This window comes from Oceanisphaera avium (genome assembly GCF_002157875.1).
Taxonomy (GTDB): domain Bacteria; phylum Pseudomonadota; class Gammaproteobacteria; order Enterobacterales; family Aeromonadaceae; genus Oceanimonas; species Oceanimonas avium.
Map to the genome: position 1 here is coordinate 675,709 of NZ_CP021376.1, position 13,016 is coordinate 688,724.

Genomic DNA, 13,016 nt, shown 5'->3' on the forward strand with positions numbered 1-13,016 from the left:
AGAGTAGTAGTACCCCTAACATTAAGAGACCGAGCATTGCGCCTAACTCATTACCACATAGCGAATACCCGCTTTAATAACGGCTTTACCTTATTAGAGCTGGTATTAGTGATGGTATTAATGGGCGTAGTAGGGGCGGTGGTGGCACCACGGTTAATGGTGGGGCAGCAATTTTCTGATAATTTAGCCGCCGATAAGCTAATAGGCCTATTGCGCCAAGCGCAATTAAGAGCCATGAACGACCCGCAAGCGGTGACTGAAAATGCGAATTTAGCCCGCTGTGCCACAGTCATTATTAATAGCGTGGGTTTTTCTATTGCCCAAAACTGCGCCCGTGCCTTATTAGATAACAGCGTAATAGACCAAGCGGCCAGGGCGGGTAATTTTGTTGGCTTGCGCTATCCAGCTAAAACCGTGTATAGGGGCGCAGCACTTAGGGTGCAGTTTGGCCAGCCAAGCCCGGAGGCTAACTACTTAAGTGAAGCCAGCTTATTAGGCCGACCTTTTATTAATGGTGAGCCAATAACAAACACTGTTACTATTACGCTGGGTAATAAGCAAGTGAAAATAGAGCCTGAGGGATATATTCATGGCTCTTAATCGCGGTAAGTTAATTACTTACCAAGCAGGCGTCAGCTTAATTGAATTTATTATTGGCTTGGTGCTGTTGGCCATTATTTTATTAGGTAGTACGCTATTTTTTGCCAGTCAACAGCAGCAACTGGATCCGGTGTTTCAATTTAGAGCCGTGGCCTTAGCCGAAGCTCTGGCCGAGCAAATGTTGGCAGTAAAATATGACGCTAATAACAACCCCTTTGAACAAATTCGCTGTGGCATTAAGGATGCTCCGGCTTGTAGTTATGAACGCGAGCCAAGCCATCTCTCATTAGCCGATTTTACTCAGCTGGACGACTTTAATTTATGGTGTGCAGATGCCATGAATGGCGCTAGCCTAGCCGAGCAATTAGGCCTAGATAAATCTGAGCTTTATCAGCGTTTTACCGTAGAAACTTGTATTACTGCCAGTGAGACCAGCACGCCTGTATATAAAAAGGTGGCGATAAAAATAGCCATGGCGGGCGGTGCGGATCTTACTCTTACCATGCGCCGGTATAATATTCGATGACTAAAGAGCGCGGTTTTACCTTAATTGAGCTGGTCATTGTACTGGCGCTAATCGGCATTAGCTCGGTGATTGGCCTGCGCTTTATCTCTGATATGGCACACAGCCAAGTGGCCAGCGCTGAGCGTGCTCAAGCTCTGGCTGGGGCGCGTTTTGCCCTAGAGCGGCTGCGCCGCGAGCTAAGCCAAGCTTATAGCTCCAGTGTACAAATAAGTGCGGCGCAAGACTGTGTTAGCTTTGTGCCGGTGCTGGGTGCTGGCGCTTATACTGGCGTGGTGACTAGCGGTGCGGCGCATTTTATTTTACCGCAAGGGGTGGCGCACTCCTCCTTGCTAAGTGCCTATATGGCCATTAGTGCCCCCTCTGAGAGTGCTTGGCAATATTATCCTGGCGAGTTGCCAAATAATGTAATGAAAATAGATAAAGCGCCCCTTGAACTTAGCTTGGCAAAGGTGGCCTTTAGTGAGTTATTTAACGGTAGCAGTGAATTTAGCGCCGATAATGCGCGCGGTCGTTATACGCTACTGAGCGCTCACACTGTGCGCTATTGTGTGCATGGCCAACAATTAAGGCGCTCGGTTAATGCGCAGTTTTCTTCTGCAACAGAGATATTAATGCTCGATAAACTGAGCCACCAGCAAGTATTTAACTATCAGCAAGACTCGCGCTTATTAAGGGTGGACTTGCGCCTTACTACCGCTGATGGCGAGCTAGTATTAGTTAGCCAGTTACAGGTGAATTATGAACCTTAACAGAGATAGCCAGCAGGGCAGCATGCTAATAAGCGTGTTATTTATTATGGTGGTATTAGCGCTATTAATGGCGGCCATGGTGACAGTTTCTAATCAAAGCAGCCAGCAGTTAGTCTATGAAGTACAAGCGCTAAAAGCGCGCTTGGCCGCTGAGTCTGTGTTAGAGCAACAAATATATGCGCAGCTAGATGATATTAAAGCCGATGAAGTTTATAGCAGTAATAATAAATTTGAAAACCACGGGTGTGACGCTTATATCCAAGCGCTTGAGAAAAGTGCAAGCCAAGTGAAAATAATTGCTACCGGCGAGTGCGCCACTCATCAGTTAACTGTAATCCGAAACATTGAAGTTGAGGTACTGAGTAATGAGAATTAAATTAGCGACCTTGTTATTGTTACTGAGCGGCTCACTCTCTGCGCAGACGGTGGTGGACTTAAATAAAATTCATGCTTCTTTTGTGGATGCCGCTCAAGGGCATTTATCTGACAGTAAACTCGAACTGGATAATGGCGCGGTTATGGTGGGCACTAAAACATTTAATAACCCTAAGGGGCAACAGCACCTGGATTTTGCAAAAGAAGACAGCAGCAATAAGAGCGGTTCTAAATGCTATGTGGGTCTTGATGATAAAGGTAATAAAATAGGTAAAGGTGAGGCTTGTACTATTACCGGCAACGTCGCTAATGATTATATATTAGGTGAGTATGCTGCGCCGCCTTGGCCTTATAGCAAAAATGACAGTAAAAATTTACCTGAATTTAAAATAAAAGAGGATGGGAAATACACCATTAAACCCGGTAGTTACCGAATGAAAGAGCTAAAGCTGAATAATAACAGCCAGTTGACGGTTGATGGTATTGGCGAAGTTAACCTCTATGTGGAGGGTGAGGTACACATTAATGGGCACACCAAGGTAGGCAGCTTAGGTAAGCCTATTAATATTTTTAGCTATGATGCTCACCATGGTATTGAAGTTGAAAATGACAGTATTTTATACGGGAATATCAAGACGCTAGGCGAAATCTCTATTAATAGTGAGTCCAAGGTACAGTTACTTGGTGAGATAGAGGCCAAGAGTTTAAAATTAAATAGCTCGCCTTTAGTCATCGGTACCGGCGCCCACTGGTTTGAAAAGCTAAACATTAACAATCAAGCCAATATTAGTATCGCAGGTGAAGGCGATACGGTATTTAATGTTAAAGATGATATGGAAGTGAATGATGCCACTATTAATTATAATAAAAATGATATTAATGAGCCAAGTCATTCTTTACTGATATTGATGTATAAGAAAGAAAGCAGACATAGGAAAAATGTAGATATTAATAATAACGCCAAGGTAAGCGCTTATATTTACACCCGTAATGAAGTTAAGATTGAAGATGCGACTGTGTATGGCAGCGTGAATGTAGGCCAGTTAGAAATGAACAAAGGCCTAATACAGTTTCAGCGTCATTTCTTTAATAGCTCCACGGGCGTGCACCATTATCGCTTAGATTATCAGCCTAGCACTCACCAGTTAACGGCTAAAGCTTGTCAAGATAACATGTGTAGTACGCTTTTTGAGCAAGCCGTTAAGAAGCTGGTGATTGATGATGCCATTAATAAAAAACAGTTAGCGAGTTTTAAAGATTTTACTGGCCGCTCGGCGCCACAGCGTGTTAGCAGTGATGAAAGCTGCATGCAATTTTCGCTTAAAGATAATAGCCAAGCCTCGCCTTTTCCTACCAGCGAGCCGCCACTGCAGTGCTTTATTGCTAATACTCGCCTAGCGGATTGTCGATTATGTGATGAGCCTATTCCACTATTTGGTTATGTAGAGGGGGAAGCTATTATTGCGCCGGTGTCTAGCAATAGCACCGAGCGCTTTATTATCACTGACTATAAAGGACCGGCGGGATTAAAAACCTTTGCTACTAACGCTACCCCTCTAAAGGTGGGTAGCTCTGTGACTTTGCCCTTAAGTGTGAGCCACTCTCAGGCCACCAAAGTGGAGCTAATATTACAAGGCGAAGATGATCGTCGCTACGCACTCACGTTAGGTTTTGTGCCTAAACAATTGGTGTTAGTGCCCAAATTTGATGACAACGACTGTGGTAGTGAGCGCTTTGAGTACCAGCGCCATAGCACCACTTGCGCCGTGTTAGGTGCACCAGGTCAGCGTGTTAATTTTCAAGTACAGGCTAATGATATAAAAGGTAATAAAATTGCCCACTACCAGGCCTCTTTAGGCGATATTGCCTCTTTTAGTGAGCAAGACAGCAACTTTAGTCGCTATTTAGTCGCGCCTGAGCTTTTACAGGCCGTCACCTTTGATGGCGGCGATTTTGCGCCGCTTTCTTATACGCCGAGCTTGGTTGGAATAGTAACCGCAACCCTTGAGGCACATTGCTCGCCTTATGCTATAACAGCGGATGGCAGCTGTGCGTTAACCACAGATAAAAGCCAAGTGGTATTAGGGCGCACCGCACCCGCTTATTTAGCCATTGAGGGCATAGCGGGGGCAATTAAGCGCGGTATAGCGTATCGCGGCAAAGCCATTGAGTTTGAGCAAGTACCCCGTTTTAAAGTTAGTGCTTGTGCGGCCGATAGCACACAGGGATGTAAAGCACTGCCTAGCTTTAGTGGTGAGTTTGCGAAGGGCTTAACTACCTTAGATAATTTAGCCTTTGCTACTGATGGTCAAGATAATGACTTGCGCTTAACTGCGGTTAGGGGGGTGAGCGTGCAATTAGACGATGAACCAGGCACGCACTTAATTACACCAGATCCTTCTTTAGCACTCATATTTTCGAAAGATACGCCGGTGGCGGAACACCCTATTACGCATGCTTTAGCGCTTACGGTCACTTTAAATCAAGATGCCGTTGCTGCGCAGTTACCCCCTACCGGTGCGGGCTCAGCGGCGCTAGATGATATGTCGGCCACGGTGCGCTTTGGTTTTCTTAAACTATTGGACTTAGATCTTAATACGCAAGAAATGGGATTATTGCCGCTGCATCTTAAGTATTTCGCTAAGGATATAGAAACGGTAAAGCAAGACAGCCAAACGGATTTTGCGCCTGGCTTATCTTCCCCCCTCTTTGTTATTGAGCCGGCGGGCGGGGGACTTAAAGTAGAAGATCTTAGTTTAGAAACAGACACTAATCAGGTGATAGGCGTGAGTGTCAGTGCCCAAGAAAGCGCGTGGGAGGGGGATATTAAATTAAAAGTGGAGTCTTGGTTACAAGATATTGTTGATAAAGACTGTACTCAGAATTGTTTAATTCCACCACGAGCGCATTTAGTGATTAAGGAAAATGCGCCAAAGCGCGATTATGATCGCATTTTTAATCGTCGTGAAGTAGTGCGCTAAATGCGCCTAAGCTGCTAAATTAAAAGAGTAACTTTAAAAGTATGAGCGTGGATAAAGGATGGGTAACACCGCACAGGATGGGTGCAGTTTCACTGTTTGTTAGCAATCACACGCGATGGCTAACCTGTAAATTAAGGACCCAAAAGCGTGAAATATCCAACCTCTAAACAAGGCATGGCGGATGAGCCCGCAGAGGACAATGGGCTGGCGCTATTGACCTGCTCTGAGCAAAGCCGCCATTTATTGAAGCTGTTATTAGATAATATGTTGGAGTCAGTGGTGATAACGGATCACCAAGGCATCATTGTGAGTGTGAACTGTGCATTTAGCCATATGACGGGCTATAGCAGCCAAGAAGCGCGGGGACAGTCGGCGCGCTTTATGCAATCAGATCACCACGATGAGCTGTTTCATCAGCAAATGTGGCAGCAAATTTCTGAAACCGGTGCTTGGTATGGCCAAGTATGGAATCAGCGTAAAAATGGCGAAGTCTATTTACAGCACCTCAATATTTTTAGCATCACTAATGAGCAAGGTGAGGTTACCTCCATGATTGGCTTAGGTAAAGACTTAAGCCAAGGGCAATCGTCACATCATATTATGCCGTTTTTCGGCTTAGAGGACTCGCTAACGGGGTTAGGTAATCGACAATTATTATCCACTCGCCTCGATCAAGCCCTTGCGCAAGCCAAGCAAGATAACAGCCAAGTAAGCTTAATTGTGTTAGATGTTGGGCGGCTGCGTTCAATTAATGAAGACCTAGGGCTCGCTTGGGGTGACGCTACCTTGCGCATGCAAGCAGATATTTTAAAGCAAGCGGTGGATAAAAAAGACACGCTAGTTCGCTTACATGGCGATATGTTTGCCATTATTCGCCATGAACAAGAGCAAGAAGTGCCACTGGCACAATTTGCTAATCATTTGCTAGAGCGATTAGCACAACCCACTTTTATTAAGGGTAAACACCTGCAATATTTACAGCCGAGTTTAGGCATTGCGGTGTATCCAAGAGATGCCCAAGATAATGCCGGCTTATTGCAGGCGGCAGAATATGCACATAGTCTTGCTAAGTTTAATGGGCGCCATCGTTTTCAGTTTGTCGACTTAGAGCTGCATGAGTTACATCATAGAGAGTTAGCGATTCAGCATAGTTTGCAAGAGATATTAACCTCTGCTCATCACGACAGTGGTGAGATGATGTTGTATTACCAACCCCAAGTGTGCCCAAAAACTCAACAAATATTTTCCCTAGAGGCCTTGTTGCGCTGGCATCACCCAAAACTTGGGCAAATTTCGCCAGCCGAGTTTATTCCTATTGCCGAGCAAACGGGGCAGTCGGTGGCGTTGGATCGTTGGGTTATCACTCAAGTGTGTTTACAAAAAGCAACATGGCGCCAGCAATTTACTCATTTACCGGCCGTGTCTATTAATCTAGGGGCCAAGCAGTTAGTACAAGAAGACTTTGCTATCTGGATGCAAGAATGTGCTCTGCAAGCAGGAGTGCGCCCCAGTAATATAAAACTGGAAGTGACTGAAAACACCATGATCCAGTCAGAGTGTGCCCAGATGCTAGAAACGCTGCGCGACTTAGGCTTTAGAATTTCACTTGATGATTTTGGCACCGGTTATTCGGCATTGGCGAGCCTGCATAAATTTTCTTTTGATGAGCTAAAAATTGATCGCAGCTTTGTCTTAGAAGCCAGTACCAGTGCTCGCGCCTTTGTTTTACTGGAAACAGTGGCGCAATTAGCGCACCAATTTTCGCTCGACTTAGTCGTCGAAGGAGTAGAAACCCAAGCCCAACTGGATATGTTAGCCAGCTTAGGGCCCTTAACGGTGCAGGGCTATTATTACTACAAACCCATGCCGGTGGCAGAAATTACTCATTTATTAGCCAAAGACTATCAGGCGCCCACTCACTCCTAATCCCTAGTGCTCATCCCTCATTCCCTCATAAAGCGTCATATAGTTAATGGCGCTGCTTTTCTATTTTCATTTCAAGCTAATCTTAGCGCGTATATGTGATCTGGCTTATATAGCTGCAACAAGATTGGATACAATTTGTTTACTAAATAAATCCTTTTGCTGTAAGATTTGTGTAATGTTTACGCACCGCCAAGTAAGGATACTTGAGTCATGAAGAGTGTAATATCACTGGATGAACACCAAGCGCCCCGCGCATTGGCACTCGATGATCCCCCACTGAGTGCTGTTACAGAGTTATCATTTAACACCCAGCTGCTTGAACATCTACTGCGCCACTCCGTTGAGTCAGTGATGATAACGAATGCGAGCACCAATAAAATTGAGCGTGTCAACCAAGCCTTTACGGATATTACCGGCTATTTGGCTGAAGAAGTGATGGGTGAGACGCCAAGTATTGTGCAATCATCGCGCCATGGCCGTGAGTTTTACGAGCAAATGTGGCACCAGCTTGCACAAACTGGCAGTTGGAGTGGCCAAGTTTGGAATCGTCGTAAGTCTGGTGCCGTCTATTTGCAGTGGCTCACTATTAACACCCTCACTAACCCCCAAGGTGAGGTAACCCACAGAGTTGCCATTGGCCATGATCTAACGGGCTCTAGCATAGATCGTAACGGCCATAATCTCTTTACTTTTAACGATGCGCTCACCCAACTGGGTAATCGCCAGCTATTAACTAGCCGCCTTGATCAAGCATTAGCAGAAGCTGAGCGTACCGGTATCGATATTGGGCTTATGGTATTAGATATTGGCCGCTTTAGACGAATTAATGAACAATTGGGCTTAACTTGGGGCGATGATATTTTGCGCCAGCAAGCCCGCACTCTACAGGCGGTGGTGGATCAAGCGGACACCTTAGTGCGCCTACAAGGGGACATGTTTGCTATTTTGCGCCATAACCGCGCCCAAGATAGTTCATTGGCACATTTAGCCGATAAGCTTATTAGTATTATGGCTAAACCCATAGTGCTAGCCGACCAAAGTGTGGTGAGTTTACAACCTAGCATTGGCATTGCCGTGTATCCGCGAGATGCCCTTGATAATGCCGGTTTATTACAAGCTGCTGAGCATGCGCATGCCATGGCAAAGCGAGCAGGGCGCAGCCGTTTTCAGTTTGTTGATCAGCGCTTACACGATCTTCACCACCGTGAGCTATTAATTGAACACAGCCTGCACCATGTATTTAATACCTTGCACGGGGAGGGCTTAAGTTTGGCGTATCAACCTCAAGTGAGGCCAAGTGATGGCAAAGTCATGGCCCTAGAAGCCTTGTTACGCTGGCAGCATCCCCAACTTGGCGCGCTATCGCCTGCCGAGTTTATTCCCGTGGCAGAGCAAAGCGCGCAGTCGGTACGTTTAGACCGCTGGGTAATAGAGCAGGCCTGTCAGCAAATTGCGCGTTGGCAGCATCATTATCAAGCAGTGCCGGTGGTGTCCGTTAATTTAAGTGCTCAGCAATTTAGCGAGCCTGATTTTGCCGATTGGCTATTAGCCTGTGTGAAGCGCGCCGGTATTAGTGCCGATAAGCTAAAGTTAGAAGTTACCGAAACCACCATGATGGTGCATAAGCAAACGTGCATTAAAATGTTAATCCGCCTGCGCGCCCTTGGTTTTTCCATTTCATTAGATGACTTTGGTACCGGTTACTCAGCGCTCGCTTGTTTACACCTATATCCACTGGATGAGCTAAAAATTGATCGCAGTTTTATGGTGGAAGCCAGTCAAAATACCCGAGCTTTTCTATTATTAAAAACCATCGTCGGTTTAGTACAAGAACTGGGCTTACAGTTAGTGGTGGAAGGAGTTGAGCAACAAGCACAGCTTGACTTGCTTGCAGACTTTGGCTCCTTAACAGTACAAGGATATTTTTATTATCGTCCCTTATCTGTCCTTGAGCTCGAGCCCATCTTAGCGTTAGGCGCCAGTGCCTAGCCAGTTATAAAACTGTCAAGTCAGCTTGTAGCATACGCACTGTCATCCAGACTTTCGCTAAGATGACAAAGGGGACAATTAACTTTATCTTATGCTATAAATGCGTTAATAAAAGCTGCGCCTAAACATCATGTTTAGGCGCAGCTTTTGTTAGATCACCCTGTGGGCAAGCCAATATCGGCCCCCAGATAGGCTTAATAAGCTCGGCTGAGTTCTCTAGCCAGTACATCCGCTTGTTGTTGCCAGGCTTTACCAAGGGCGCGCACCAGCTCTGGGTAGCCATCTTTTGTTAAGGGCGTTAATACGCTAAAGGGCTGTTGCGTTATTAACTGACCTTGTTCATCGAGCAGTTGCCATTGTCCCTCAATAAGAGCATCGCCACTAAATTGCCCTTGTAGGCGGCTAACTTGTACTTGTAATTCTCGTACTGGCATATTGCGCGCTACGGTTTGCCCTTTGCTAACAATAGTGGCGTTGGGTAAATCTTTGGCAAGGCGCTGCTGTAACTGCTGTTGCAATTGCTGGCCAATATCTTGCCCCCACAAATGTTCACGTGCCTGATACACCTCAATGTCATTAAGCTGCATGATAATACCTTCATTATCAATGTGGCTTGCAAGGTGAATGGGCGCCACTTTCACTACTAATTGAGTAGGATAAACCGTGGCAGCGCCCGCGGCTGTGGGCAGCATATAATGAGTAGGGCTGGGCGGTGCGCTGGCACAGCCCACTAGGCTTAGCAAACTTAAACCGAGCGCCATACTTTTCCAGTTAAGGCCAGCAGCGGGCCAAGAAGGGGGTAGTGCTAAAAAATTCATTATTTGGCCCTCGGTTGTGGGTCAGCAGGTAACTTTTTATTAAAAATAAGCGCATTAGGCTGCTCATTTAAGGTGCGAACCACTGGCTGAATATCGCGCATTAATTGCTCTAAACGAGACAAGGTTTGCGTTAATTCATTATAGCCTTTTGAGTCTGGTGAGAAACCCTGCAAGGTGTCGCGTAGTTGGCGCATGGTATTATTCACGTTAGCCGGCAAAGCACTGGTAGCTGGATCGGCGAGGAGTTTATCTACCGAGTCGGCAATGTGATTAACTTTATTCATGGTCTGAGCGGTACTTTCAAGCGTGGTGTTAAGGCTGCTTAAAATTGGCTCAATTTCTAAGCCATTGAGCTTATCTAGCAAATTAGAGACCTTTTGTTCAATTTGGGCAAAGCCACCTGATGTGGTAGGAAACACCGGCGTATTGGCAAATTTCATACTTTGAAACGGCGGCGCATCTTTATAAAAATTTAGATCGACAAATAAGGCGCCGGTCAATAAGTTGCCCGCTTTTAGAGAGGCACGCAGGCCATGACCAAACATGCCATTGAGGCGCTCTTTCCACTGCGCAATATCCACTTCTTGATTAGACTCTTGCTCATCAAAGCGCTGGGGCTCAATACGAATTAATATCGGAATCGCAAAGCGGCTTAAGGAGTCAGGTTGGGGAGCACTAAAATTCCATGGCACCGCCATTACCGTACCAACTCTTACGCCTCGATATTCAACGGGCGCATTTTCGCTTAAGCCGCGCACCGTATCATCGACTAATAACACATACTCTAAATAGTCGCTGTAATGACCTTCTTTGGCGCTGTCTTCATCATTAAATAATACATAAGTGGCGTTTTCTTTCGCCTTAGCGCCCATGGTCATGTTGCTTGGGACACCAAAGGTAATGCCACCACTGACTAATGACTCTAATGAACCGACATTGACCTTAAAGCCTTGGGAGTCAAGTCGAATATCTAAGCCAGAAGCTGTCCAAAAACGGCTGTTGGTGGTGACTAACCCCTCATAAGGCGATTGAATATACAGTTTATGACTCATTTCTCGACTGACAGGATTAAATTCACTGCTCTCTACGCGCCCCACAGTAAAGCCTTGATAGCTTACCGGATCGCCGGTGGTCACCGAATTTCCCACTTGGCTGGTGAGATTAATGCGCAGCCCCGGTGCATCGGGCGGCGCGACGGGCGGTTGGTCTAATACTTGAAAGGTATCTATTTCTACCTCGCTATTGCCTGGCAGTAGTTGGATAAAGGCGCCAGATAAGACGGTGCCTAAGCCACTCACCCCTTCTCGGCCAATGCGTGGCTTAACCACCCAAAATTGGGTTTCTTCATTGAGCATTTTTGACGCTTGTGGGCTCATGCGCGCAATAATTTCAGCATGACTTAAGTCTTGAGATAAGCTGACTTTTTCAACTTTACCTATTTCCACGTTACGGGTTTTAATTAGGGTCTTTCCTGCCTCTATGCCCTCAGCATTATCCATAATGAGGGTGATGGAGGGGCCAAGGCGGCTTAGGTTATCGTAAATCATCCAAGCGCCAATCAGCAGGGCGACAATGGGCACTATCCATACCGGTGATAATGAGCGCTGGATCCTGCGCTGGGCGCGCTGGGGTTCAGACATGGGGGTGTTCCTTGCTGTGGGATGAATAAAAAATAGAGGGCGGCGCCTCATGTAACCAAATACTACGGGGATCAAATAAAATGGCCGCCAGCATAGTCAGTACCACCACCACCGTAAAGGATAAAGCAGCAGCCCCTGGCTCAATGGACATTAAAGTGCCATTGCGGATCAAGGCCACTAAAATAGCCACCACAAACACATCCACCATAGACCAGCGGCCAATAAACTCGGTAATGCGATATAACTGAGTACGTTTAAGCGGTGTTAGTGCCGCTTTAGGTTGGCGAGCCACATAACATAACCACAGCAAAATAAGCATTTTGCATACCGGCACTAAAATACTGGCGGTCAAAATAATAATAGCGATAGGCCAATCGCCACTTTGAAAAAATAATAACACACCACCTAAAATCGTGGACGCTTGAGTGTCGCCTAAAGACGTGGTGATCATAATCGGATATAAGTTGGCAGGTAAATACATCACCAAAGAGGCAAACAGCAGCGCCAAGGTCGCTTGTACATTCACGCCTTGATACGGATGTAAGGTTTCATCACAGCGCAAACAACGCGCTTTTTTACCGGGCGCTACGTTATCAACACGATTAACTAAGCCACAGATATTACAGCCTGCTAGCCCTTGTAAAGAGGCAGAATACCCTAAATGAACTTGGCTTGGTGCCTTGGGGTGGGGGTCTAAATATTGCCATAACCAATCTCTGTCTACGGACTGTATGGTTAATAGTAATAACAAGGCATAGACGCAAAATGTCCAAAACGATAAGCCGAGTTCAATATCGGCCATGCCGATGATTTTGATTAAGCTCACCAGCGTGCCAATAACAAACACATCGGCCATCATCCACGGCGTCATATAACCTAAGGTGCGCGCAATACGTCGACTGCGGGGTAATTTTTTTTGCTGGATCATGCCAATACTTAACCACACCAAACTACATAAATAGAGTGCGGGCAAAATAATGACAGTTAACAGCACACTGAGCGCAATTAAGGGATAGTGCAAACTCACTAAGGTGGCGGCGGTGTCGGTGAGCTCAATGCGATTACCAATGCCGCTGATATTAAAACTTAAAAATGGAAAGGCCACCGACAATGCCAGTGCAATAAGTGTCGATAATGCTAATGCAAGGCTGCGCTCTGCGGCATTAGTATGGCGCTTAACTAGCTGATGCTCGCAACGGGGACAATGGGCATTTTCACCATTTTTTAAGCGAGGCAGCGCTAATAATAAGTCACACTCGTGACAGACCCGCAGCCTACGACGTGAGACCTTAACCGCAGAGTTAGGGGTTAAAGAGGGAGTTGATGTTGGCAATAAAGACTCAACCAAAGAGACGTCCGTCGTCATAAAAGAGACCATGAATAGAGAATAATACGACACTTTGCCTATGGCC

Annotated in this window: 10 protein-coding genes; 7 read left to right on the forward strand and 3 right to left on the reverse strand. The window is 46.1% G+C overall.

The features are described from left to right. The first annotated feature begins 36 nt into the window (after nt 1-36). The 7 genes from CBP12_RS03045 to CBP12_RS03075 all read left to right on the forward strand — a co-directional run bounded on the left by CBP12_RS03045 (nt 37) and on the right by CBP12_RS03075 (nt 9,146). A complete protein-coding gene (locus CBP12_RS03045) occupies nt 37-600 on the forward strand; it encodes a prepilin-type N-terminal cleavage/methylation domain-containing protein (protein WP_086962835.1) in 564 nt (187 codons plus the stop codon). Beyond that, a complete protein-coding gene (locus CBP12_RS03050) occupies nt 590-1,126 on the forward strand; it encodes a prepilin-type cleavage/methylation-like protein (RefSeq protein ID WP_086962837.1) in 537 nt (178 codons plus the stop codon). The genes CBP12_RS03045 and CBP12_RS03050 overlap by 11 nt, the downstream gene beginning before the upstream one ends. Then, on the forward strand, nt 1,123-1,875 hold the full coding sequence (locus CBP12_RS03055; protein WP_086962839.1) for a PulJ/GspJ family protein: 753 nt from the start codon (nt 1,123-1,125) through the stop codon (nt 1,873-1,875). Before CBP12_RS03050 ends, CBP12_RS03055 begins: the two co-directional genes overlap by 4 nt. After that, a complete protein-coding gene (locus tag CBP12_RS03060) occupies nt 1,865-2,251 on the forward strand; it encodes a hypothetical protein (RefSeq protein WP_232455135.1) in 387 nt (128 codons plus the stop codon). The genes CBP12_RS03055 and CBP12_RS03060 overlap by 11 nt, the downstream gene beginning before the upstream one ends. Continuing rightward, the gene (locus CBP12_RS03065; RefSeq protein ID WP_086962841.1) at nt 2,241-5,231 is read left to right on the forward strand and encodes a hypothetical protein; all 2,991 of its coding nucleotides are present in this window, start codon (nt 2,241-2,243) and stop codon (nt 5,229-5,231) included. Before CBP12_RS03060 ends, CBP12_RS03065 begins: the two co-directional genes overlap by 11 nt. A 147-nt stretch (nt 5,232-5,378) precedes the next feature. Further along, a complete protein-coding gene (locus tag CBP12_RS03070; protein ID WP_086962843.1) occupies nt 5,379-7,157 on the forward strand; it encodes a putative bifunctional diguanylate cyclase/phosphodiesterase in 1,779 nt (592 codons plus the stop codon). Between the two features lie 210 nt (nt 7,158-7,367). Then, nucleotides 7,368-9,146 carry a putative bifunctional diguanylate cyclase/phosphodiesterase gene (locus CBP12_RS03075; RefSeq protein WP_086962845.1) on the forward strand — a complete coding sequence of 593 codons (1,779 nt, stop codon included), beginning with the start codon at nt 7,368-7,370 and terminating at the stop codon, nt 9,144-9,146. Nucleotides 9,147-9,340: 194 nt separating this feature from the next. On the opposite strand, the gene CBP12_RS03080 is transcribed toward CBP12_RS03075, so the two are convergent. The 3 genes from CBP12_RS03080 to CBP12_RS03090 are packed head-to-tail and all read right to left on the reverse strand — an operon-like array spanning nt 9,341 to nt 12,970. Then, nucleotides 9,341-9,964 (reverse strand): PqiC family protein, encoded by a 624-nt coding sequence (locus CBP12_RS03080; RefSeq protein ID WP_086962847.1) that lies wholly within the window; start codon nt 9,962-9,964, stop codon nt 9,341-9,343. Next, nucleotides 9,964-11,604 carry an intermembrane transport protein PqiB gene (pqiB, locus tag CBP12_RS03085; RefSeq protein WP_086962850.1) on the reverse strand — a complete coding sequence of 547 codons (1,641 nt, stop codon included), beginning with the start codon at nt 11,602-11,604 and terminating at the stop codon, nt 9,964-9,966. Before pqiB ends, CBP12_RS03080 begins: the two co-directional genes overlap by 1 nt. Then, nucleotides 11,597-12,970: a paraquat-inducible protein A gene (locus CBP12_RS03090; protein WP_086965334.1), complete on the reverse strand. Its 1,374-nt coding sequence runs from the start codon at nt 12,968-12,970 to the stop codon at nt 11,597-11,599. The genes pqiB and CBP12_RS03090 overlap by 8 nt, the downstream gene beginning before the upstream one ends. Nucleotides 12,971-13,016 lie beyond the last annotated feature (46 nt).